Origin of the sequence: Paraburkholderia sp. CI3, assembly GCF_050436505.1 — a bacterium.
GTDB lineage: Bacteria > Pseudomonadota > Gammaproteobacteria > Burkholderiales > Burkholderiaceae > Paraburkholderia > Paraburkholderia tuberum.
The window spans coordinates 2,148,408-2,171,400 of sequence record NZ_JBNDMI010000003.1 but is presented as its reverse complement, the minus strand read 5'-3'; the positions used below and the strand labels follow the sequence as shown (position 1 = coordinate 2,171,400).

General features: G+C 64.7%; 18 protein-coding genes. 10 read left to right on the top strand and 8 right to left on the bottom strand.

Annotated elements, in window-relative coordinates; translation table 11 throughout:
• Positions 1-137: 137 nt before the first annotated feature.
• From OKW29_RS18675 to OKW29_RS18655, 5 genes are all read left to right on the top strand, one after another.
• On the top strand, positions 138-842 hold the full coding sequence (locus tag OKW29_RS18675) for a MarR family transcriptional regulator (protein WP_429292051.1): 705 nt from the start codon (positions 138-140) through the stop codon (positions 840-842).
• 6 nt (positions 843-848) lie between these two features.
• Positions 849-2,951 (top strand): FUSC family protein, encoded by a 2,103-nt coding sequence (locus OKW29_RS18670; protein WP_429292050.1) that lies wholly within the window; start codon positions 849-851, stop codon positions 2,949-2,951.
• A gap of 69 nt (positions 2,952-3,020) precedes the next feature.
• Complete coding sequence (locus tag OKW29_RS18665) at positions 3,021-3,230, top strand: DUF1656 domain-containing protein (protein WP_090808477.1); 210 nt, start codon at positions 3,021-3,023, stop codon at positions 3,228-3,230.
• Complete coding sequence (locus OKW29_RS18660; protein ID WP_184036329.1) at positions 3,227-4,234, top strand: efflux RND transporter periplasmic adaptor subunit; 1,008 nt, start codon at positions 3,227-3,229, stop codon at positions 4,232-4,234. Before OKW29_RS18665 ends, OKW29_RS18660 begins: the two co-directional genes overlap by 4 nt.
• Entirely contained in the window at positions 4,231-5,808 is a 1,578-nt protein-coding gene (locus OKW29_RS18655; protein WP_429292049.1) for an efflux transporter outer membrane subunit, read from the top strand. Before OKW29_RS18660 ends, OKW29_RS18655 begins: the two co-directional genes overlap by 4 nt.
• 214 nt (positions 5,809-6,022) lie before the next feature.
• Here the strand turns inward: OKW29_RS18655 and OKW29_RS18650 are convergent, their stop codons facing one another.
• From OKW29_RS18650 to xylA, 6 genes are all read right to left on the bottom strand, one after another.
• Positions 6,023-6,484, bottom strand: a complete 462-nt coding sequence (locus OKW29_RS18650; protein ID WP_429292048.1) for a (2Fe-2S)-binding protein — start codon at positions 6,482-6,484, stop codon at positions 6,023-6,025.
• 55 nt (positions 6,485-6,539) lie between these two features.
• A complete protein-coding gene (locus tag OKW29_RS18645; RefSeq protein WP_429292047.1) occupies positions 6,540-8,810 on the bottom strand; it encodes a molybdopterin cofactor-binding domain-containing protein in 2,271 nt (756 codons plus the stop codon).
• 290 nt (positions 8,811-9,100) lie between these two features.
• Positions 9,101-10,300 (bottom strand): sugar ABC transporter permease, encoded by a 1,200-nt coding sequence (locus OKW29_RS18640; protein ID WP_184072154.1) that lies wholly within the window; start codon positions 10,298-10,300, stop codon positions 9,101-9,103.
• Positions 10,297-11,856 carry a D-xylose ABC transporter ATP-binding protein gene (gene xylG, locus OKW29_RS18635; protein WP_184057424.1) on the bottom strand — a complete coding sequence of 520 codons (1,560 nt, stop codon included), beginning with the start codon at positions 11,854-11,856 and terminating at the stop codon, positions 10,297-10,299. Before xylG ends, OKW29_RS18640 begins: the two co-directional genes overlap by 4 nt.
• A 94-nt stretch (positions 11,857-11,950) precedes the next feature.
• On the bottom strand, positions 11,951-12,979 hold the full coding sequence (xylF, locus tag OKW29_RS18630) for a D-xylose ABC transporter substrate-binding protein (protein ID WP_184072156.1): 1,029 nt from the start codon (positions 12,977-12,979) through the stop codon (positions 11,951-11,953).
• Between the two features lie 130 nt (positions 12,980-13,109).
• Entirely contained in the window at positions 13,110-14,432 is a 1,323-nt protein-coding gene (gene xylA / locus OKW29_RS18625; RefSeq protein WP_429292046.1) for a xylose isomerase, read from the bottom strand.
• Between the two features lie 270 nt (positions 14,433-14,702).
• Between xylA and OKW29_RS18620 the strand changes: the two genes are divergently transcribed.
• The 3 genes from OKW29_RS18620 (at position 14,703) to OKW29_RS18610 (ending at position 17,552) form a co-directional block, all read left to right on the top strand.
• Positions 14,703-15,923, top strand: a complete 1,221-nt coding sequence (locus tag OKW29_RS18620; protein ID WP_429292045.1) for a XylR family transcriptional regulator — start codon at positions 14,703-14,705, stop codon at positions 15,921-15,923.
• Between the two features lie 33 nt (positions 15,924-15,956).
• The gene (locus tag OKW29_RS18615) at positions 15,957-17,051 is read left to right on the top strand and encodes an aldose epimerase family protein (protein ID WP_429292044.1); all 1,095 of its coding nucleotides are present in this window, start codon (positions 15,957-15,959) and stop codon (positions 17,049-17,051) included.
• 192 nt (positions 17,052-17,243) lie between these two features.
• Entirely contained in the window at positions 17,244-17,552 is a 309-nt protein-coding gene (locus OKW29_RS18610; protein ID WP_429292043.1) for a DUF4148 domain-containing protein, read from the top strand.
• Between the two features lie 188 nt (positions 17,553-17,740).
• On the opposite strand, the gene OKW29_RS18605 is transcribed toward OKW29_RS18610, so the two are convergent.
• Complete coding sequence (locus tag OKW29_RS18605; protein WP_429292042.1) at positions 17,741-18,052, bottom strand: hypothetical protein; 312 nt, start codon at positions 18,050-18,052, stop codon at positions 17,741-17,743.
• Between the two features lie 261 nt (positions 18,053-18,313).
• On the opposite strand from OKW29_RS18605, the gene OKW29_RS18600 reads away from it, so the two are divergent.
• Entirely contained in the window at positions 18,314-19,135 is an 822-nt protein-coding gene (locus OKW29_RS18600) for an isocitrate lyase/PEP mutase family protein (protein ID WP_429292041.1), read from the top strand.
• A gap of 197 nt (positions 19,136-19,332) precedes the next feature.
• On the top strand, positions 19,333-19,968 hold the full coding sequence (locus OKW29_RS18595) for a helix-turn-helix domain-containing protein (RefSeq protein WP_090808454.1): 636 nt from the start codon (positions 19,333-19,335) through the stop codon (positions 19,966-19,968).
• 28 nt (positions 19,969-19,996) lie between these two features.
• Here OKW29_RS18595 and OKW29_RS18590 read toward each other — a convergent pair whose 3' ends face one another.
• A complete protein-coding gene (locus tag OKW29_RS18590) occupies positions 19,997-22,969 on the bottom strand; it encodes an FAD-binding and (Fe-S)-binding domain-containing protein (RefSeq protein ID WP_429292531.1) in 2,973 nt (990 codons plus the stop codon).
• Positions 22,970-22,993: the final 24 nt, after the last annotated feature.

The window sequence follows — 22,993 nt, the reverse complement described above, 5'->3', positions numbered from 1 at the left end:
CCAACGATTCTGTAAGCCCACCTCCTGGCCACCGATTTAATGCCGCTGTCGCATTCGCGCCGCAGACTCCTCCGGTTCGGCCACGATTTCCAATTCAATAGTTTGCTAACGAATATTTTGGAAATACAATACCGGCCATGTCGAATCTCGATGCCCTGCGCCGCACCGTCAGCAGCACGCTGGTCGTCGCCGCCAGAAAGTGGCGGCGCACGAGTCATGGTGTGCTCGCGGCCTTCAACGTATCCGAAGCGTGCGCGACGCCGCTTCTGACCGCGAGCCGGCTCGGCTCGGCGGTGCGTCAGGTCACGCTCGCTGATCACATCGGCATCGAGGGGCCGTCCCTCGTGCGGCTGCTCGACCAGTTGTGCGCGGCCGGCCTGATGCGCCGCGACGAAGATCCCGAAGACCGGCGCGCGAAGACCGTCGTACTGACCGACGAAGGCCGCGCCGTCACCGCGAAGATGGAAGAGGAACTGGTCACGTTGCGCGCGCAGGCGCTCAAAGGCGTATCGCGCGGCGATCTCGAAGCCGCCCTGCGCGTGCTCGGCGCATTCACGGCCGATGCCGCCGGACGCGCCGAACCGGGAAGCGTCGAGCGCGACACGCGTCACGAACGCGCGCAGCCCGTGCGCCCGGAACCGGTCAGGCACGAGGCGACGAAGCGCACCTCGTCGGCGAAGCGCGAGCCCGCCAAAGGCGAGGCGCTTGCCAGCAAGGTCAAACGGACGAGCGGCAAAAGCGCTGCCAAAACGGCCGGCAAATCACGCAGCACCGCCAAGGCGCGCAAGTCCACCAAGAGCGGCGCGCGAGCCACCGCGCCGCACAACGCCGATTCCGCGTAACGGTTTATGGTCTATCCCACTCTCCGCGACTGGCTGTTTTCCGTCAAAACGTTCGCCGCGGCCATGCTCGCGCTTTACATCGGCCTCGCGTTCCAACTGCCGCGGCCGTACTGGGCGATGGCGACCGTCTACATCGTGTCGAACCCGTTCGTCGGCGCGACCCGCTCGAAGGCGATCTATCGTGCGCTGGGCACTGCGCTCGGCGCGTCGGGCGCGGTGCTGCTGGTGCCGCCGTTCGTCGAATCGCCGTACCTGTTCAGCGTGATCGTCGCGACGTGGACCGGCACGATGCTCTACCTCGCGGTGTCGGACCGCACCGCGCGCAGCTACGTGTTCATGCTGGCCGCCTATACGATGCCGATCATCGCGCTGCCGTCGGTGACGAATCCGACCGGCGTCTTCGATCTCGCCGTGAGCCGGACCGAGGAGATCATTCTCGGCATCGTCTGCGCGAGCATCGTCGGTAGCGCAGTGTTTCCGAGCCGCCTCGCGCCGACCATCATCGAGCGCACCGACGCATGGTTTCGCGACGCCGCGTTCTACGCGACCGAAACGCTGTCGGGCCGCATCGCAAGCTCGGCGATTTCCGGCGCTCGGCAACGACTCGCGAGCACGATCAACGGTCTCGAACTGCTGCTGAGCCAGCTCGCCTACGATCACACGCGGCCCGACGTCCTCGCGCGCGCGCATGAACTACGTGGCCGCATGCAACTGCTGCTGCCGATCATGTCGTCGCTCGCCGATCCGCTGCTCGCGCTCTACAACAACGGCCCGCAACACTGGCCCGAAGGACTTCAGACGCTGATCGACGACGTCATCAAGTGGTTCAACCAACCGCTGCCCGCGCCGAGCGAGGGCCATCACGCGGACGAGACCGCCAACGCGCTGCGCGCGCGCATCGCCGCGATGCACCCGCCCGCCGCCGCGCTCGCGCATTGGGACGCCGCGCTGCTGTCGAATGCACTATGGCGCCTCGCGCAAGTGATCGACGTGTGGCAAGACTGCCGCTCGCTGCGCATCATCATCACGCGCGAGGAAGGTTCGTGGCGGCCGCATTTCCGTCACTGGCGACTCGGCGGCACCGAGCGCTTCTACGATCGCGGCATGATGCTGTTCGCGACCGTGTCGGCGGCCGCGGCTGTGGTGCTCGCGTGCGCGCTGTGGATCGGCTCGGGCTGGAACGACGGCGCGAGCGCGGTCACGCTCGCGGCGGTCGCCTGCTGCTTCTTCGCCGCGCTCGACGAACCCGCGCCGTTCGTGTTCCGCTTCTTCCTCGCGACTGGCGTCGCCGTCGTGGCCGCGGGTCTCTATCTGTTCGTCGTGCTGCCGCAGGTGCACGACTTCGCGATGCTGGTGATCCTGTTCGCCGCGCCGTTCATTCTGGTCGGCACGCTGATTCCTCGCCCGCAGTTCAACATGGTGACGGTGCTGGTCGCGGTGAACACGGCCACCTTCATCAGCATTCAGGACGCGTACGACGCGAACTTCCTGACGTTCCTGAACGCCAACCTCGCGGGCCTCTCCGGCCTGCTCTATGCATACCTGTGGACCCGCGCAACGCGCCCATTCGGCGCCGAGCTGGCCGCGGCGCGCCTGTTGCGCTCCAGCTGGGCCGACGTCGCGCTGAGCGCGTCGACGCGGCCGATCGAAGATCCGCGCAATCTCGCCGCGCGCATGCTCGACCGGCTGATGCAATTGATCCCGCGCCTCGCGGCTACCGACGATTACCGCCATCCGTCGATCGAGAGCTTCCGCGATCTGCGCATCGGGTTCAATGCGCTGGACCTGCGCCGCCTCACCCGCAAGCTCGGCGGCGAAGCGGCCGGCGCGATCGACCATGTTCTCGATGGAGTGCGTACATACTACGAGAGCTGCATCGATCGACGCCACCGCGAGCCGGTGCCGGACAGCCTGATGTCGTTGATCGACGTGGCCGTCGCGCGCGTCACCGCGCAGGGGCTCGCCAATGCCGCGGCGCCGACCGAGACCTCGCAGACCTCGGCGCGTCAGTTGCGCGATGCGCTGCACGCGCTGGTCGGCTTGCGTCTTTCGCTGTTTCCGGCGACCCTCACGAAACCAACGCCGACCGAACCGGAGGCCGCTGCGTGATGCACCCATTCTTGCGCCCCTGCTTGCGCCCGCCTGCCCATCCCGCCCTCCCTTTTCCCAGTTCCCGCGATGATCGGTGAAATCGATATCTTCGGCGTGTTCGTACCGTCCGTGCTGGTGCTGATGTTGATCGCGTATCTGATCAACCTCGGCATTCGCACCGCGCTCGATTACACCGGCTTTTACCGCTTCGTCTGGCATCGCTCCATCTTCGATCTCGGCGTCTATGTGCTGGTGCTGGGCCTTGTCGTCGTCGTTTCGCACAGACTAATAACGTGAAAAAAACCTGGTTCTCCGTCGGTCAGATCCTGCTGACCCTGATCGTCGTAGTGGTCGCAGCATTCGTGCTATGGAAACTCGTCAACTACTACATGTTCGCGCCGTGGACCCGCGACGGGCGCGTACGCGCCGACGTGATCCAGGTCGCGCCCGACGTGTCGGGACTGATTTCGTCGGTCGAGGTCACGGACAACCAGCAGGTCAAGCAAGGCCAGGTGCTGTTCAGGATCGATCAGGCGCGCTACACGCTCGCATTGCGTCAGGCCGAGGCAACGGCGCAGCAGCGCCGCGCGACGCTCGATCAGGCGCGCCGCGAATACGCGCGCAATCGTCAGCTCGGCAACCTCGTCGCCGCCGAAGTACTCGAAGAAAGCCGCTCGCGCGTCGAGGCGGGCGAAGCCGCGCTCGCCGACGCGAACGTCGCGATCGACACCGCGAAGCTGAACCTCGAGCGCTCGACGATCAAAAGCCCGGTAGACGGCTATCTGAACGACCGCGCGCCGCGCGTCGGCGAATTCGTCGCGGCCGGTCGCGCGGTGGTCGCGGTGGTCGACATGCATTCGTTCCGCGTCGACGGCTACTTCGAGGAAACCAAGCTGCGCGGCATCGACATCGGCCAGCCGGTCGACATCATCGTGATGGGCGAGCCGAAGCCGCTGCGCGGGCACGTGCAGAGCATCGTCGCCGGTATCGAAGACCGCGACCGCACGCAAAGCGCCAATCTGCTGCCGAACGTGAACCCGGCGTTCAGCTGGGTGCGGCTCGCGCAGCGCATTCCGGTGCGGGTCGCGCTCGATGAAGTGCCCGCTGATTTCCGCCTGATCGCGGGGCGTACCGCGACGGTGTCGGTGCGTGACCTGTCGCCGCTCAGGAGACGAGCCGTGTCGGGCACGGGTGGCGCATCTGGCACGGTCGCCGCTTCGGCTGCGCCGGTGGCGCCGGGTTCGTCGGTGGCGTCCGGGTCCGCTGGGTCGGGCACCGCACCGTCGGGCGCGTCGCAATGAAGTTCGTGCGTACCTTGTCCTCGCTGGCGCCGCGCTTGCCGCTGCTGCCACTGCTGCCACTGCTGCCGTTATTGCCGCTCACCGTCGCGCTGAACGGCTGCATCAACGTCGGGCCGAACTACACGCTGCCGAAACAGGCGCTCGTCAATGCCCCGCTCGCGAACGGCGCGATCGAGGGCGCCGATCCCAACCTGACGTCAACCCTCAATCTGCCGACCGTCTGGTGGAAGCTGTACGACGATCCGGTGCTGAACGGTCTGGTCGACCAGGCGTTGAAATCGAATACCGACCTGCGCGTCGCGACCGCGAATCTCGCGCGCTCGCGCGAGGCGCTGGGCATAGCGCAAGCGCAGGGCGGTTTTTCGGGCAACGCGTCGGTGGCGATCCAGCGCGCGCAGGAATCGGCCGAGCAATACCTGCTCTTCGAGAAACTGCCGGTCGCCAACCTGGGTGACATGGGCATCAACGTCTCGTACGAAATCGACCTGTTCGGCAAGCTGCGCCGCGGCGTCGAAGCGGCGGCGGCGGACACCGAGGCCGTGGAAGCCGCGGGCGACCTTGCGCGCATCACTGTCGTCGCGGACGTGGTGCGCTCGTACGTCGAACAATGCTCGGCGGCCGAGGAGCTGCGCGTCGCGCAGCAATCGCTCGCGCTACAGAAGGAGCGCGTGGACGTGTCGCGCCGTCTGCGCGACGCGGGACGCGGAAACCAGACCGCCGTCACGAGCGGCCAGACTCAGGTCGAGACTCTGACGGCCGACATTCCGCGCTACACCGCGCGCCGCAAGATCGCACAATACCGGCTCGCGATGCTGCTCGCCGAGGCGCCGTCGCAATTGCCGCCGGCCGTGCTCGCCTGCGACCGGCTGCCGCAAATCCACCAGCCGATTCCGATCGGCGACGGCGCCGGGCTGCTGCGGCGACGCCCGGACGTGCACGAAGCCGAGCGTCAGCTTGCGGCGTCGACGGCGCGCATCGGCGTCGCGACCGGGGCGCTCTATCCGAGCATCAGCATTGGCGCGTCGGCGGGCTTCACCGGCATTCTGGAAGACATTCCCACCTCGCCGACGGCGCGTTGGGCCTTCGGTCCGCTGATCAGCTGGACCTTCCCGGCCAATGGCGCGCGCCAACGGGTCCACGAAGCCGAAGCGTCGAGCCAGGTCGCGCTCGCGAAGTTCGACGGCGTGGTGCTCACCGCGCTGCGCGAAACCGAGACCAACCTCGCGACCTACGCGTCCGATTACGCGCGCGCCGAATCGCTGCGCGCGGCGCTGAAGTCGGCGGCGCAATCGGCGGATGAAACGCATCGGCTATATCGCGCCGGGCGCGAGTCGTACATCTCCGATCTCGACGCGACGCGCACGCTGACGGCCACGAAGTCGCAGCTCGCGGCGGCGGAGGGCCAGGTGGCGATCGATCAGGTCAATCTGTTCCTGTCGCTGGGCGGCGGGTGGGAAGTTGGCGGGCAAAGCACGCCGGGTGAAACGCGGCCGCAACTGAAGGCAACACCTGTCGCGGCCAAGCCGTCCGCGAAGTCGGGAGCGTCGACGGCCGCAACTGCGAAAGCGCCTTGATCGGCCGTCTTACGATTTATTTTTGAAAATCTTTCTTTTTGCTTTCACTTTCGGTTAAATACGTGACACCACTTCACGCTACGGAGTCTCGTATGTCGCCATTCATGCAGGGTGTAGTCACGTTGGGCGGATGCATCGGTATCTTCACCGCGGTGGTTGCGGTGGTCGAAATGTTGGCGAATTGAGTTGGGCGGGCGGCGGACCGAAAGAGCGGCTAGCTGTTCCGCACTTTCGCCGCCGCCTGATGTATCGCCGCCCGTACCCGCGTATACGTGCCGCAACGGCACACCACCGGCGTCATCGCCTCGTCGATGTCGGCATCGGTCGGATCGGGCTTGTGCTTCAGCAACGCGCAAGCCGCCATCAATTGCGCGCTCTGGCAATAGCCGCACTGCACCACGTCGAGTTGGATCCACGCGGCCTTCAGCGCCTGCGCCTCGCGTCCCTGCAAACCCTCGATCGTCGTGATCTTCTGCGTATGCAGGCTCGACATCAACGTCTGGCACGCGAAGCACGCGGCATCGTCGAGATTGATCGTGCACGCGCCGCAGATGCCCACGCCGCAGCCGAACTTGGTGCCGGTCATGCCGAGATCGCAGCGCAGCACCCATAGCAGCGGCATGTCCGGATCGGCATCGACCTTCACCTTGCGTCCGTTGATATTCAGTACCGCCATGCTTGCCTCCTGAGTCGCCGCGCTACACCGCAAGCTTTTGCTCATCCACCGTCCGTCATGCAAGCCGCAACGGCAGCGTCCGCAAACGCTGCCCCGTCAGTGCGAACACCGCATTGCCCACCGCTGGCGCGATCGGCGGCACGCCCGGCTCGCCGACACCTTGCGGGTGCAGCTGGCTCGGCATGATGTCGACTTCGATCGCAGGGCACCCGTTCATCCGCACGACCGGAAAGTCCACGAAGTTCTTCTGCTGCACCTGGCCGTTGACGATCGTGATCTCGTTCTGCAACGCGCTCGACAGCCCGAACACGATGCCGCCTTCCATCTGCTGACGGATCAGATTCGGATTCACCGGCAAGCCGCAATCGATCACGCACACCACCCGATGCACGCGAATCTGCCGGTTCGCGCCGATCGACACCTCCGCGACCTGCGCGACCACGCTGCCGAACGCCTCGTGCAACGCGACGCCATGAGCGCAACGCGCGCCATCGGCGGCGGGTTTTAGCGGACGCCCCCAGTCGGACAACTTCTCGACACGCTTCAGGACCGCCAGATGACGCGGATGCTGCGCGAGCAGCATCGCGCGAAACGCGATCGGGTCCTGACCGGCCGCGGCGGCGGCTTCGTCGGTGAAGCTCTCGGTGAAGAAGGCCTGATGCGAGTGGCCGACCGAGCGCCAGAAGCCGATCGGCACCGGCAATTCGACTATCTTGTGCGACACGCGCGCGGCCGGCCACTCGTACGCCTGATCGAACGCGCCTTCGCAGGTGGTCTTGTCGATCGGGATGTGCGGCACGCCGTAGTAACGCGCGAGCGCATCCGGCACGATCGCCTGACCCGCCGACTTCGCGTGCCAGGCGACCAGCGTGCCGTGCTCGTCGAAGCCGGCCTGAAGCCATGCCGCGCATGCGGGCCGGTAGAAGTCGTGCGTGAAGTCCTGCGCGCGCGACCAGATGGTTTGCACCGGACGGCCATCGGCCTCGCGCGCGATCGCCACGGCCTGCGCGACGAAATCGAGTTCGAGGCGCCGGCCGAACGCGCCGCCCAACAACTGCGTCTGTACATCGACGAGATCGACGTCGAGGCCGAGCACTTTCGCCGCATGATGCCGCGCGAGCCGCGGCATCTGCGTCGACACCCAGACGGTCGCTGCGCCGTCCGCGACCTGCACCGTGCAGTTCAGCGGCTCGACCGCGCCATGCGCGAGATACGGTGCGTGATAGACCGCTTCGATCGTGCGCGCCGCGCGACTCATCGCGTTGTCGACGTTGCCGACGTGGTAATACACGTGGCCGTCCGTATGGTCGAGCGCCTCGACGAGGCGGCAGTCCACCGCCGCGCTCGACACCTTCGCGGCTGCGCCGTCATGCCAGGTCACGTTGATCGCCTCGACCGCGCTCATCGCGCGAAACGCGTTGTCCGCGATCACGGCCACGCCGCCGGTGCCGCCCGCGTACGGCGGCACGGCGAACGCCTTGATGAAGCCCCGTATCTTTTGCGCGGGCGTCGCGTCGAAATGCGCGACCGTGCCGCCGAGCGTCGGACACATCACGACGCTTGCATAGACCAAACCGTCGGGCAACACGTCGATGCCGAAGCGCGCCACACCGTCGATTTTCGACGCGGCTTCGATGCGCCGCACGGGCTGGCCGATCAGCCTGAAGTCGGCCGGCTGCTTCAGGACGACGCTGCGCGGCAGCGGCTGGCGCGCGGCCATCGACGACAACTCACCGAACGTCGCCTTGTGCCCCCGCGGGTGCAGCACGTAGCCCTTTTCCGCGCGGCATTCGCGGACCGGCACGTCCCAGCGCTCGGCCGCCGCCTCGATCAGCATCACACGCGCCGACGCGCCGGCCTCGCGCATCGGCGTCCAGAGATCGTTCATGCTCGAGGAGCCGCCCGTCATCATCGTGCCGATCTCACGCACTGCCTTGCTCGTGATCCACACGGTGCCGCGCCGGATGTAGCTGTCGTCGTCGGGGCGAAACGGCAGATCGTCGACGATGCTCTGCACCGCGTTGTAGATCCGGTCGATCGGCGCCTCTTCGACTTTCACCTGCGGCCAGTCGGCGTCGAGCTCCTCGGCGAGCAGCATCGCAAGCCCCGTATGGATGCCCTGCCCCATTTCGGCCTTCGGCACCATGATCGTCACGCGGTTGTCGGCGTCGATCTTGACCCAGCCGTTTAGCCCAACCTGAGTGCCTTGCGTCGGCAGCGGCGTCGACGTCATCAGGCGCTGGCGCGGCGGCACCACGGCCCAGCCGACCAGCAGCCCGCCCAGCACACTGGCGCCGCCAAGCAGAAAGGTTCTGCGCGTCAACATGGCATGGCTCGCTCGGCTGGCTCGATGGTAGGAAAGCGGCGACAGCGCCGATGCACCCTTCTTTGTCTGCGAATAGTAATAAGACGAATCGGCGAGCGTGAGACTTAAATGCGCGCGTGAACCTCGAGCGGCCGTGCGGCGTGGGAAGGCGGGGACTGAAAGCGGCGGGGGAAAGTCGTGGGGTGTTTCATTAACTGCGACCGCGCAGAGGCGGCGGTGTGCCGGCGTAAGTCACCGCCGGCACACCGCAAACCTTGCGCTTGATTCAATCAGGCGATCATGCGACCGGATCAACGGCGGTTCGAACCCGACACCACGTCGATCCACACGGCCAGCACGAGGATGCCGCCCTTCACGATCATCTGCCAGTACGCGTCGACGTCGAGCATGGACATGCCGTTGTCGAGGCTCGCCATGACGAGCGCGCCGATCAGCGCGCCATACACGGTGCCGGAGCCGCCGCGCATCGAGGTGCCGCCGATAAAGCACGCGGCGATCGCGTCGAGTTCGCCCATCGAGCCCGCCGACGGCGAACCGGCCGCGAGCCGCGCCGTGTTGACGATGCCGGCAAACGCGCACATCAGCCCCATCAGCGCGAAGATCGCGAGCTTCACGCGGTCGGTGTTGACACCCGACAGCCGCGTCGCTTCGAGGTTCGAGCCGACCGCGTAGATGCGGCGTCCGAACACGGTCTGCGTCGCGATCCATGTGAAGACGCCGAGCAGCGCGAGCAGCAGCAACACTGGCACCGGAATGCCGCCGTAACTGTCGAGCATCGCGATGAAGCCGGCGAGAATCGCGCCTGCGCCGATCACCTTCGCGACGTCCTGCCAGAACGGCACGACGCGCAACTGATAACGCTGCCGATTCGCGCGCTGGCGGATCGTCAGGAATGCCAGCAGCAGGAACAGCACGACGGCGAGCGTGTCGCCGGCGAGCCGCGGCAGATAACCCTGGCCGACGAACACGAAGCTGTCCGACACCGGCGCGATCGTCGACCCTCCGGTAATGCCGAGCAGAATGCCGCGATACGCGAGCATGCCGCCGAGCCCGACGATAAACGACGGCACGCGCCGATACGTCGACCACCAGCCGTTGAACACGCCGACCGCGATGCCGAGCAGCAACACGACCGGAATCGTCACGCCGATCGGCCAGTGCCGGTTCACGTCGAGAATCGCCGCAACGCCGCCGAGCAAACCGAGCAGCGAACCGACCGACAGATCGATTTCACCGGCGATGATCACGAACACCATGCCGCACGCGAGCATGCCGGTAATCGACATCTGGCGCAGCAGATTCGACAGATTGCGCGGCGTGACGAACGCGCCGTGCGTGAGCGCCGAAAAGAAAATCCAGATCACGGCGACGGCGATCAGCAGCGCGAGAATCTTGTAGCGCGCGAACAGTTGCTGGATCCGTTGCGTGCCGCCGAATGCGCCTCGCGGCGCGGCGTTGTCGGTGCGTTGGGAAGTTACTTCGGGAGTCATGCGGCACTCGCTGCGGTTGGGTTCGAAGATAGGTGCACGGGGCGGATCGCGGCGCCGAGAATGTCTTCCTGCGTGAGACCGTCGTTGATGAAGTCGCCGCGCAACTCGCCTTCGCCGATCACGAGCACTCGGTCGCTGATGCCGAGCACTTCCGGCAATTCGGACGACACCATCACGATCGACATGCCGCGCTGCGCCAGCTGGAAGATCAGCTTGTAGATCTCGTATTTGGCGCCGACGTCGACGCCGCGTGTCGGTTCGTCGAGAATCAGCACGGTCGGGTTGGTCAGCAGCATGCGCGTGAGCACGGCCTTCTGCTGATTGCCGCCCGACAGACTTGCAATCGATAACATCGGATTCGCGGCGCGCACGGAAAGCCGTTTCATTTCCGTCTGAATCGTGTCGAGTTCGGCCGCGGAATCGATACGTCCGCCCGACGCGAAACGCTGCAACACCGCAAGCGTGATGTTATGGCCGACGCTCATGCCCGGCACGATGCCATGGCGTTTGCGATCCTCGGGCACCATCGCGATGCCGGCGCGAATCGCGTCGATCGGCGCGCGAATTTTCAGCGGCTTGCCGTCGAGCACGACGTGCGCCTCGCTGATGCCTGCATACGCGCCGAAAATCGCCTGCATCAGTTCGGTGCGGCCCGCGCCGACGAGCCCGGCGACACCGAGAATTTCGCCGCGCCGCAGCGAGAACGACACGTCGTCCACGCGCTTGCGGCGCGGATTCGTCACGTCGAAACAGGTCACGTTGCGCGCTTCGAAGATCACGTCGCCGATCGGATGCGGCTCGCGCGGAAACAGGTTCTTGATCTCTCGGCCGACCATCAGCGAGATGATCCGCTCGGTCGTCAGGGCGTGCATCGGCTCGGTCGCGACATGGCGGCCGTCGCGAATCACGCTGATCGTGTCGCAGACGGCCGCGACTTCGTCGAGCTTGTGCGAAATGTACACGCAGGCAATGCCGCGCCGTTTCAGATCGCGCACGATATCGAGCAGAATCGCGATTTCGGAGGCGGTCAGCGACGACGACGGTTCGTCGAGGATCAGCAGCTTCGCGCGCTTGTTCAGCGCCTTCGCGATTTCGATCAGCTGCTGATGGCCGCCCCCGTAGTTCATCACGGGCTGCGCGGCGTTGATGCCGCTGATGCCGAGTTCGCGCAACAGTTCGTCGGCGCGCTGATACATCGCCGCGTAGTTCATGCGGCCGCCGGGCAGCGTGATTTCGTTGCCGAGAAAGATGTTTTCCGCGACCGACAACTCCGGCACGAGCATCAGTTCCTGGTGGATGATGATGATGCCCGCGCGTTCGGTGTCGCGTACGCTCGCGGCCTTCAGCGGCTGGCCTTCCCAGGTTATTTCGCCATCCCACGTACCGTGCGGATAGACACCGGACAGCACCTTCATCAGCGTCGATTTGCCCGCGCCGTTTTCGCCGCACAGGCCCACGCATTCGCCCGGCGATACGGTCAGATCGATGCCGTCGAGCGCCTTCACGCCGGAAAAAGCTTTGACGATGCCGCGCATCGTCAGAACAGGTTGCGTCATTCGCTATTGCCTCGCTGCAAGTTGGGCCGATGTTCGATCACGCTTCCGGGCGCCATGACCCGGGAGCGTGGCGTTCACATAGCCCGTCTCCGTGTTATTTGCTCGCGAGTTGCTCTTGCGTGTAGAAGCCGTCCTTCACGACGGTGTCGAGGTTCGCCTTGGTCAGCTTGGTCGGCTGCAGCAGCACCGTATCGACCTTCTTCTTGCCGTTGTCGTATTGCGCGTTGAACGCCGGCTTGTCACCCTTGGCAAGCGCGACCGACAGCTTCGCCGCTTCGCTCGCGATCAGCTTCAGCGGCTTGTAGACCGTCATCGTCTGCGTGCCGGCCGCCACGCGCTTCACGGCAGCGAGGTCGGCATCCTGACCCGAGATCGGTACCTTGCCGGCGAGGCCTTGCGCGGCGAGCGCCTGGATCGCGCCGCCCGCGGTGCCGTCGTTCGACGCGACGACTGCGTCGATCTTGTTGTTGTTCGCGGTCAGCGCGTCTTCCATGATGCGCAGCGCGGTCGATGCGCTCCACTCCGGCACCCACTGCTGGCCGACCACCTTGATGTCACCCTTGTCGATCGCCGGTTGCAGCACCTTCAGTTGGCCTTGGCGCAGCATCTTCGCGTTGTTGTCGGTCGGCGCGCCGCCGAGCAGGAAGTAGTTGCCCTTCGGCCGCACGTCATAGACGCCCTGCGCCTGCATCTCGCCGACCTTCTCGTTGTCGAACGAGATATAGGCGTCGATATCGGCGTCGAGAATCAGGCGGTCATACGACACGACCTTGATGCCCGCTTTGCGTGCTTCGGCCACGACGTTGCCGAGCGTCTTCGAGTTGAACGGCACGATCACAATCACGTCGACGCCGCGCGAGATCAGGTTTTCGATCTGCGAGATCTGACGCTCTTCGCTCGCATCGGCCGATTGCACCGACACCTTCGCGCCGAGCTTTTCCGCCGCGGCAACGAAATAGTCGCGATCGCGCGACCAGCGCTCGACGCGCAGATCGTCAATACAGAAGCCGATTTCCGGATGAGCCTTGCTGGCGTGCGCGAGCGGCGCGGCGAGCGACAGGCTGGCGAGTACCGCGCCGCACAACAGCGAACTCAGGACGTTACGACGCATTGCGAATTTCATTGATGTCTCCTTTGTGTAGTGATAGCCGGAATACCGGACGTATCGGTCTGCGCTGCGAGCCGCAGACTCGGACAAGCGACAACCCACAGCTTGCTGGTGCGCGCGGTCGACGTGGCCGCGCGATCTTTATTCAACGTCCGCTATAAATCGCCTGATTTACGATGTTTTCCATGTGTTCCTGTTGCCCGCTCACATGCCGCGGATTCAGATCGCGCGCCAGCGTGTCCGCCGCAAGCGTCGACAGCGAGTAGTCGCCGGACAGGATCTTGCGGCCGAACTCGCCATCCCAGCCCGCGTAGCGTTGCCGCTTGAACTGCTCGAGGCGCTCGTTTTCGACCAGCACCGCGGCGCGTTCGAGGCCGAGCGCGAGGTTGTCGATCGCGCCGACGTGGCCATAAAACAGGTCTTCCGCATCGACACTCTGGCGCCGCACCTTCGCATCGAAGTTCATGCCGCCGCTCGTGAAGCCCCCGTGGCGCAGGATTTCGTAGAAGGCCAGCGTGAGTTCCTCGACGCTGTTGGGAAATTGGTCGGTGTCCCAGCCATTTTGCGGATCGCCGCGATTCGCATCGACGCTACCGAAGATGCCGAGCGCAAATGCGGTCGCAATCTCGTGATGGAACGAGTGCCCCGCGAGCGTCGCGTGATTCGCCTCGATGTTGACGCGAATCTCCTTGTCGAGGCCGTGCTGCAGCAGGAAGCCGTGCACGGTCGCGACGTCGTAGTCGTATTGATGCTTGGTCGGCTCCTGCGGCTTCGGCTCGATCAGCAGCGCGCCCTTGAAACCGATCTGGTGCTTGTGTTCGACCACCATTTGCAGGAAGCGCGCGAACTGCTCGCGCTCGCGCACGAGGTCGGTGTTCAGCAGCGTGTCGTAGCCTTCGCGGCCACCCCACAATACGTAGTTTTCACCGCCGAGGCGCAGCGTCGCGTCGAGCGCATGACGCACCTGGGTCGCCGCAAAGGCGAAAACCTCCGGATTCGGATTGGTCGCGGCGCCGGCCGCGTAACGCGGATGCGAAAACAGATTCGCGGTGCCCCACAGCAATTTGACACCGGTATCCTGCTGCTTGCGCGCGAGGTAGTCGGACACGCGCAGGAAGTTCTCGCTGTATTCCTTCACGCTCGCGCCTTCGGGCGCGACGTCGGTATCGTGGAACGTGTAGTACGGCGTGCCGAGCTTCGAGAAGAATTCGAACGCGGCGTCGGCCTTTTGCAGCGCCCGCTCCATTGCGTCGCCGGGTTGCTGCCACGGCCGCCGGAACGCGCCCTGACCGAAGATATCGATGCCGGGCCATACGAAGGTATGCCAGTAGCAGACGGCGATACGCAGATGTTCCTCGAGCGTCTTGCCGAGTACCTTCCTCGTTTTGTCGTAGTGACGGTACGCGAGCGGGTTGTCCGATTGCGGACCTTCGTAACGAATTTCCGGAATGTGTTCGAAGTAGGACATCGGCGTCTCCAATGTATGCTGCGTTGCAACCCACGCGAGAAGCCGCGCAGGCCGACAAAGTGACGCCATGCTGCCGCTTGCACGATGTGCCGGCAATTGCGAAATTGCGCAGCGCGCTTGATGTTTCTTACCGCCCGCGCGTTTGTTTACTGCCGTCGCGCGATTCGGCGCCTAGAATAACCAGACGCTTAAAAACGGGGTTGCTCCCAGGCACCCGACACAATGGAGACAAAGGCGCGTGGTCGATCGATCCACCCGCCGCTCACTGCCATGACCCGTCCACAAGCACCTCAGACAACCCATCGCATCGCGCTGCTGTTCAACGCGAACAAGGTCTACGATCGCGAGATCATCACCGGCATCGGCAACTACCTGCAGTCGACGCGCGTCGCATGGGATCTGTTCCTCGAAGAAGACTTCCGCTGCCGGCTCGCGGGTATCCAGCGCTTCGACGGCGACGGCATCATCGCCGACTTCGACGATCCCGCCGTCGACGAAGCCCTGCGCGACTGTCCACTGCCGGTGGTCGCGGTCGGTTCGTCGTACGAGGATCCGACGCAGTACCCCCCGGATTTACCCTATATCGCGACCGACAACAGCAAGCTCGTGTCGCTCGCGTACACGCACCTGATCGGCGCGGGTCTCGAAAACTTCGCGCTGTACAGCCTGCCGCAGGCGCAGGAAAACCGTTGGGCGCAACAGCGCGAACTCGCCTTCGCGCATCTGCGCAGCGCCAACGGACGCAGCGCGGCGCAGATCGATAGCGAGATCTATCGCGGTCTGTCGACGAGCGCGCCGTCCTGGAACCAGGCCATCGAACAGCTGACCGCGTGGCTGCGGCAACTGCCGAAGCCGGTCGGCATCATCGCGGTGACCGACGCGCGTGCGCGGCATTTGCTGCAGGCATGTCTGATCGCGGGCATTCCGGTGCCCGAGGAAGTCGCGATCATCGGCATCGACAACGATCCGCTCACGCGGACGCTGACGCGCATTCCGCTGTCGTCGGTGATCCAGGGCACCGAGGAAATGGGCCGTACCGCCGCGCACATCCTGCATCAGATGCTGCACGGCGCGCGCTTTCCGGGGCGCCGCATTCTGGTGCCGCCGGTCGGCATCAACGTGCTCGAATCGACGCGGCATCAGCCGCTCGCGAGTCCTTACGTGATGCGCGCCCGCCATTTCATTCGCCAGTACGCGTGCCAGGGCATCCGCACCGAGCAGGTGGCCGACTATGTGGGCGTGTCGCGTTCGTCGCTCGAAGAGTATTTCCGGCGCGAGCGTCAGTGCACCGTGCATCAGGAGATCCTGCGCCACAAGCTCGACGTCGCGAAGTCGCTGCTCGCGAAACGCGATGCGTCGAGCGCGGAAGTCGCGATCCGTTGCGGCTTCACGTCGCTGCAATACATGTACGCGGTATTTCGCCGCGAACTCGGCTGCACGCCGCGCGAATACCAGGAGCGCGTGGGCCCGAAGACCAAAACCGCTGGCTGAGCATGCTTTCTATTTTTTCTTCGCACTGACCACATGATCAGCATCGCACAACTCTCTTCCGAGCCGTGGGGCACGCTGCAGGGCGGCGATCGCGTACGGCTTTACACGTTGCGCAACGCGCACGGCATGAAAGTCGCCATCAGCGACCTCGGCGCGACGCTGGTTTCGTGGCACGCACCGGATCGCGCCGGACGTCTCGGCGATATTCTGCTCGGTCACGACACGCCCGCCGAATACGTGGCGGCCTCGACCTACATGGGCGGACTGATCGGCCGCTGGGCGAATCGCATTGCGGGCGCGCGCTTTTCGCTCGACGGCATCGAGTACACGCTCGATCGCAACGAAGGTCCGAATCTGCTGCACGGCGGCACGGTCGGTTTTCATCGGGCGTTGTGGGAGGTCGCCGAGGACGACGGCGCGTTGCTGATGCGGCTCGAGTCGCCCGAAGGCGATGCCGGTTTTCCGGGCAACGTGACGGTGCAAGTACGCTATTCGCTCGACGACGACGGCACGCTGACGATCGGCTACGAAGCGATCACCGACGCGCCGACGCCGCTCAATCTGACGAGCCATCCGTACTTCAACCTGACCGGGCGCGCGGGCACCGACATTCGCGGCCACGTGCTGTCGATCGACGCCGAGCGCTTTTTCGAAGTCGACGCGACGATGATTCCGTGCAGGCTCGCCGACGTCGCGGGCAACGCATTCGACTTCCGGCAGAGCGCGCCGATCGGCGGCCGGCTCGACTGGCCGCACGCGCAACTCGCGCGCGCCGGCGGCTTCGATCATTGCTATGTGCTGCGCGAGGCGCCGGCAAACGCGATGCAGGGCAACGACGGCCACGCGCCGCCGCTGCGCGAAGTCGCCTGTGCATACGATCCGGGCAGCGGACGCGAACTGACCGTCGCGACCGATCAGCGGGGCTTGCAGTTTTACACGGGCAACGCGTTGAACGGCAACCCGGGACGCGGCGGTGTCCGCTATCAACGGCACGCCGGCTTGTGCCTCGAGGCGGGCGGTTTCCCGAACGAGGTCAATATGACCGGGCAGAACGAAGTGATCGTGCGACCCGGAGATACTTATCGGCAAATCACGAGTTATCGCGTCGATGTGCGCAAAGGTGTGTGACCAGATTGACGGCCGCTTTTGCGCTGTTTTACGAGAACCCGCGACGGCGAGATTACAGCTCGCCGACTACCCGTTCTTTGCAATACTGAATTAGTCGGCTAGTGGTTTTCCCCAAGTTCACCCCCCTCTAGACTGCGGTTATGGCACCGGTATCGCTGCGGTGCCGGATAGCCAACTACGGAGGGAAACATCATGAAATCGCTTATCCAGGCATTTGCGCTTACGGCCATGATCGCTGCGCCGGTCGCGTCGTTCGCGCAATCGGAACAGCCGATCACGCGGGCCGAAGTCAAGGCAGAGGTGCAGCAACTCGAACAGACTGGCTATAACCCGGCCATCGTGCTCGATGCCCAGTATCCCGCGGACATCCAGGCGGCCGAGGCACGCGTCTCCGCGATGAAGGCGAAGGGCCAAGGCGACACGTCCGGCTATGGGTCGTCGATGGGCGGATCATCGCAAGCGGGCCATCATCCGATGTGGATCAATCCGGACGGTCAGTGACGAGTCGCGAACGTATAGCGAATGTCCGTAGCGAGGAAAGATTCTCGAGTTAACGGCCCTTTCCCCTCTTTGCGGTTTTCGCCGTTTCGAACCGATATGAAGCGGGCGCATGTTTTCAAGGCATGCGCCCGCTCTTTACGTTTATGCGGCACTAACAACGTACCGCCAATTCTGACGCGGCGGCAGATTCACCCAGCCCGTGCCTGCGGGCATTCCGCCTGATACCAGGTGTCCACCTGCCTCTGCGCGCGCTCGAGACTCGCCGGATAGTCAGGATCAAAGCGTCGTTCAGGGTGGTAGCCCGCTTGCCGCAGCGCTGTCAGTTCGCTCATGCTCCGCTGGTGCGTGGCCGGTGCCTTGTTCCTGAGGTCGGTCAGATCGCGGCATTGCGTTGCACTCAGATGCGTTTGCGCGCCGCCATTCCCGCCGCCGCCGGCGCAGCCGACGAGCGTGAGCACCAACACGGCAGGGATCGACCGCATCTGGGTCGCGATGTTCATGTTGTGCCTCCTTTGGGGAAATGACCTCGTCGCGAATGCCGTCTTCCCACGCGGCCCTTCGCATCTCTGAACCGGCTTCTTCGCCTGTCGTCATTTTGAATTATTGGAAACGTCTGTGAAAGTCGCCACCCATTTCATCAACCACGGTTTCGATACGGACATAGACTTTCCCCTGGTGAATGCCGATTCGCCTGCGCAACAGTTGGCGCGGCGTTTTCCCCTCAACGAGGGAGCCGCTCCCTCACACCAAGGAGACATGCGATGCCCCGCACCGCCGCTGAAAAACGCGCCGCTTTCCGCGCGCTGCACTCGTCTGGCTGTTTCGTGCTGCCCAATCCGTGGGACGCGGGCAGCGCCCGTTATCTGCATACGCTCGGCTTCAAGGCGCTCGCGACGACGAGTTCCGGTTTTGCGTGGTCGACCGGACATGCGGACAACACATTGCCGCGCGAAACGATCCTCGCGCACCTGCGCGCAATCGTCGACGCGACCGATCTGCCGGTCAACGCCGACTTCGAGAACGGCTTCGGCCGCGACCCGGAAGAAGTCGCCGAGAGCGTGACGCTCGCGGTGGAAACGGGCGTCGCAGGTCTGTCGATCGAAGACTCGACCGGCAACCCCGCCGCGCCGCTGTTTGCGGTCGACGTCGCCGTGCAGCGGCTCAGCGCGGCCCGCCGTGCAATTGATCAGAACGGCGGCGACACGCTGCTCGTCGGCCGCGCGGAGAATTTCTTCGCCGGCAAGCCCGATCTCGACGATGCCATTGCGCGTCTGAAGGCCTATGCGGCGGCGGGCGCCGACTGCCTGTATGCGCCCGGCATCCAGACGCGCGAGCAGATCGAAGCGGTCGTCGCGGCCGTCGCGCCGAAGCCCGTCAATCTGCTGATCGGCTCGACATCGACCCTGACGTTGCAGGACGTGGCCGCGCTCGGCGTGCGGCGGATCAGCGTCGGCGGCGGGCTCGCGCGCGCGGCGTGGGGTGGCTTCATGCACGCCGCTCAGGCGCTGGCCGATGGCCGCTTCGACTTCACCGGCGCGACGGCGGGCACGCAGCTCAATGAGCTTTTCAATCGCAGCGCGTGAAAAACGCCGCGCAAAGGACGCCTCATCAACTTGAGATCGCCACGCTGCGTCGAACTCATCGGAAAAGCCGCGACGTTTCCGATGAGAAAAGCGCACGAACGCCTGAATCGGCGCACAAAGGCCCCGGCCACGCCAAATGTTATGATCGGAAACATTATTCGCCCGATCAAGCGCATACCCGACCAGCAGCAAGCCTCATGGACACCCACCTCACCAAATCCGCCGACACGTCCTCCACCGATCTCGGCCGCCGCGTGCGCGCCGCCCGTCAAGCGCAGGATCTGACGCTCGAAACCGCGAGCCGCCTGTGCGGTGTCTCGCGCTCGACGCTGTCGAAGGTCGAAAACGGCCTGATGTCCCCCACGTTCGACGTGCTGCAAAAAATCGTGCTGGGCCTGAAGATCGAAATTGGCGAACTGTTCGGCTCGACGCCGAAAGTCAGCGCGAGCGGCCGGCGCGCGCTGACGCGCAAGAACGAAGGCCAGCGCCACGCTTATCGCGGCTATCAGATGGAGTTGCTCGCCACCGACCTGGCGCACAAGGCGATGCTGCCGTTTCGCATCCGCATCTCGGCGCACACGCTCGATGCATTCGACGACTGGGGCCGCCACGAAGGCGAGGAGTTTCTCTACGTGATCAGCGGCAGCGTGTGCCTCTATTCGGAGCTGTACGCGCCGACACATCTGAACACGGGCGACAGCCTCTACTTCGACAGCCGCACGGGTCACGCGGCGGTGTCGACCAGCGAGGAAGACGCCGAAGTGTTGTGGATGGCGACCAATGCGGACCTTCCGCATACACCGCCTGCCGCGAACGAGTCAGCGAAGAAATAAAATAGCGCGCCCTGCACTCAGCGCACACTCAGCGCGCCGCCAGCGCCCGTTGCGCGAGTTGCGCGATATGCAGTGCGTGTCGCCCTGTGCCGTGCTCGATCTGCTCGCGACAACTGAAGCCGTTGGTCAGCACGATCGTTTCCGCATTCGCCGCCAAAGCGTCGCGCACGGCCTCAAACATGTCCTCGCCGATCTTTTCCGACAACGCGTGATGCTCGGTGTTGAAGCCGAACGATCCCGCCATCCCGCAGCAGCCGGTATCGAGCAGCCTCCATCTGACGCCGAGCTTGTTCAGCAACGCCGTGTCGCCCTGCATGCCGAATAGCGCCTTCTGATGACAATGGCCATGCACGATCACATCGGCCGCGAGCGTCGGCCACTCGAACGGCTGACGCGCGACGAAATCGGCAAACAGATATGTTTGCGCGGACAGCTTCTTCGCCAACGCATGATGGGGGAGTTGCTTCAGCAACTCGTCCTTGAACACCGATAGACAGCCAGGCTCCAGACCGACCAGCGGCACGCCGGCGGCGATGTCGTCCGCGAGGTCGTCGACGATATGCGTGAGCAGCTCGCGCGCGCGTTCGAGCAGGCCGAAGTCGTACAGCGGACGCCCGCAACACAAACGTTTCTTCGGCAATACGACGTGCCAGCCGAGTTGCGTGAGCACCTCAGCGGCGGCCTGCGCGATCTCGGGCGTGAAGTGGTCGTTGAATGTATCGACCCACAGGATCACCTTCTTTGCGTCGCCGCCGAGCGCATGAATCGCGGATGCTTGCGACGACGCACTCCGTCTATAAGTTGCAGCGGCGAACCGCGGCAACGCACACGTCTGCGCCACACCCGCGATCCATTTGCCGAGCGCGGACAAACCGGGCGCCGTCGTCAGAAAGTTCGTCACGTGCGGAAAACGTGCGGCCCACGGTGCCCATTCGCCGATTCGTCCCATGAACAGCGCCTGACGCGGCCGACGATTGTTCTCATAGTAGTGGGAAAGGAACTCCGCCTTGTACGACGCCATGTCCGTATGCGTCGGGCAATCGGACTTGCAGCCCTTGCATGCGAGGCAGGTATCGAGCGCTTCTTTCACGTCGCGGCTGTTCCAGCCGTCGGCGATCACGTCGCCTTGCAGCATTTCCCAGAACAGATGCGCACGCCCGCGCGTCGAGTACTTTTCCTCGCGCGTGCCGCGATAGCTCGGACACATCGTGCCGCCTTCGAGCGAGCGGCATTTGCCCATGCCGATGCAGTGTTCGATCGCACGCTGAAAGCCGTCGCCTTCCTGGCTCGCGAACGCGAGCTTCGTATGCAGCGTCACCGGCTTGTACGCAGGACCCATGCGCAGGTTTTCGTCGGCGCGGTATGCATGCACGACTTTGCCCGGATTCAGACGATTCGCCGGGTCCCAGATCGCCTTGAACTGCTCCATCGCCTGCATCAGCTCGGGGCCGTACATGATCGGCAGAAACTCGGCCTTCGCCTGGCCATCGCCGTGTTCGCCCGACAGCGAGCCGCCGAATTCGACCACCAGTTCCGCCGCTTCGCGCAAGAACCCGCGCCACGTCGCGATACCTTCCGCGCTGCGCAGATCGAATGTGATGCGCGCGTGCACGCAGCCGTCGCCGAAATGGCCGTACAGGCTCGTCTCGTAGCCATGGCGATCGACGAGCGCCTGAAACGCGCGCAGATAATCGCCGAGCCGCAGCGGATCGACCGCCGCGTCTTCCCAGCCGACGACCGGATCGGGCTTGTCGCGATCCACTGACAACGCGACCGCCGACGCCCCCGTCTCGCGAATCGACCACACTTTCGCCTGCAAGGCGCGATCTTCGACGAGCATCGTCGAGATTTGCGGCCCGGCCGCGCCCGATTGGAAATACGCGGCCGCGTCGCGTGCCTTTTGCAGCACCTCGTCCTGTGTGTCCGCGCCGAATTCGAGCACGACCCACGCATCGCCTTCGGGCAGCAGTGCGATCTCGTCCTTCTTCAGGCCGCGCGCCTGCAAGCCGCGAATGATCGCGCGGTCGAGTCCCTCGACTGCGATCGGCCCGCAGCGCATGAAATGCGGCACCGCGTCCGCCGCCGAATAGATGTCGGTAAAGCCGACCACGACGATCACGCGCCTGGCCGGACTCTTCACGAGCCTCACTTTCGCCTGCAACGTGACCGCGCACGTGCCTTCGCTACCGACGAGCGCACGCGCGACGTTGAAGCCGTTTTCCGGCAGCAGTTGATCGAGATTGAAGCCCGACACGCGCCGCTTGATCTGCGGGAATTTCGCGCGAATCCGTTCGGCGTAGGTGTCGCACAGTTGCTTGAGCGCCGCGTAGATTTCGCCTTGTCGGCCACCCGCCGCGATGATGCGTTCGAGTTCTTCCCCGGAGGTCGGGCCGACCCAGAAACGCGCGCCGTCGAAGGTCGCGATTTCGAGCGCTTCGATGTTCTCGACGGTCTTACCGGCCATCACCGAATGCGCGCCGCACGAGTTGTTCGCGATCATGCCGCCGAGCGTGCAGCGGCTATGCGTGGCGGGATCGGGTGCGAACGTGAGGCCGTGCTGTTCGGCGGCATCGCGCAAGGAGTCGCACACCACGCCCGGCTCGACGACCGCGACGCCCGCGAGCGGATCGATCGAGACGACGCGGTTCAGATACTTGCTCGCGTCGGCCACGACCGCGACGTTCACGCATTGGCCGTTCTGCGACGTGCCGCCACCGCGCGCGAGAAACGGCACGTCGTTGCGACGGCATGCGGCGAGCGTTGCGAGCAGATCGTCGATATCGGCCGGCACCACGACACCGAGCGGGACTTGCCGATAGTTCGACGCGTCCGATGCGTACAATGCTTTGGAACCCTGATCGAATCGCACCTCGCCGCGCACGTGCTGGCGCAGGTCGCTTTCGAGCGCCTGCAATAGCTCCGCGCTGGCCGAGAAAGGCGTGGCGACACGCGGTTCATGCAAAGCGCCCCGCTGCGCGCCAACCCGCCGCTCTTCATCCAATGACAATGACGTCCCCACTGCGCA

What these genes read in the sequence shown, in the direction of transcription:
- OKW29_RS18640 (WP_184072154.1), bottom strand. Translation starts at nt 10,300, where the DNA reads ATGACTCCCGAAGTAACTTCCCAACGCACCGACAACGCCGCGCCGCGA.
- OKW29_RS18650 (WP_429292048.1), bottom strand. Translation starts at nt 6,484, where the DNA reads ATGGCGGTACTGAATATCAACGGACGCAAGGTGAAGGTCGATGCCGAT.
- xylG (WP_184057424.1), bottom strand. Translation starts at nt 11,856, where the DNA reads ATGACGCAACCTGTTCTGACGATGCGCGGCATCGTCAAAGCTTTTTCC.
- OKW29_RS18670 (WP_429292050.1), top strand. Translation starts at nt 849, where the DNA reads ATGGTCTATCCCACTCTCCGCGACTGGCTGTTTTCCGTCAAAACGTTC.
- OKW29_RS18675 (WP_429292051.1), top strand. Translation starts at nt 138, where the DNA reads ATGTCGAATCTCGATGCCCTGCGCCGCACCGTCAGCAGCACGCTGGTC.
- OKW29_RS18600 (WP_429292041.1), top strand. Translation starts at nt 18,314, where the DNA reads ATGCCCCGCACCGCCGCTGAAAAACGCGCCGCTTTCCGCGCGCTGCAC.
- OKW29_RS18605 (WP_429292042.1), bottom strand. Translation starts at nt 18,052, where the DNA reads ATGAACATCGCGACCCAGATGCGGTCGATCCCTGCCGTGTTGGTGCTC.
- OKW29_RS18610 (WP_429292043.1), top strand. Translation starts at nt 17,244, where the DNA reads ATGAAATCGCTTATCCAGGCATTTGCGCTTACGGCCATGATCGCTGCG.
- xylF (WP_184072156.1), bottom strand. Translation starts at nt 12,979, where the DNA reads ATGAAATTCGCAATGCGTCGTAACGTCCTGAGTTCGCTGTTGTGCGGC.
- xylA (WP_429292046.1), bottom strand. Translation starts at nt 14,432, where the DNA reads ATGTCCTACTTCGAACACATTCCGGAAATTCGTTACGAAGGTCCGCAA.
- OKW29_RS18620 (WP_429292045.1), top strand. Translation starts at nt 14,703, where the DNA reads ATGACCCGTCCACAAGCACCTCAGACAACCCATCGCATCGCGCTGCTG.
- OKW29_RS18655 (WP_429292049.1), top strand. Translation starts at nt 4,231, where the DNA reads ATGAAGTTCGTGCGTACCTTGTCCTCGCTGGCGCCGCGCTTGCCGCTG.
- OKW29_RS18645 (WP_429292047.1), bottom strand. Translation starts at nt 8,810, where the DNA reads ATGTTGACGCGCAGAACCTTTCTGCTTGGCGGCGCCAGTGTGCTGGGC.
- OKW29_RS18665 (WP_090808477.1), top strand. Translation starts at nt 3,021, where the DNA reads ATGATCGGTGAAATCGATATCTTCGGCGTGTTCGTACCGTCCGTGCTG.
- OKW29_RS18615 (WP_429292044.1), top strand. Translation starts at nt 15,957, where the DNA reads ATGATCAGCATCGCACAACTCTCTTCCGAGCCGTGGGGCACGCTGCAG.
- OKW29_RS18595 (WP_090808454.1), top strand. Translation starts at nt 19,333, where the DNA reads ATGGACACCCACCTCACCAAATCCGCCGACACGTCCTCCACCGATCTC.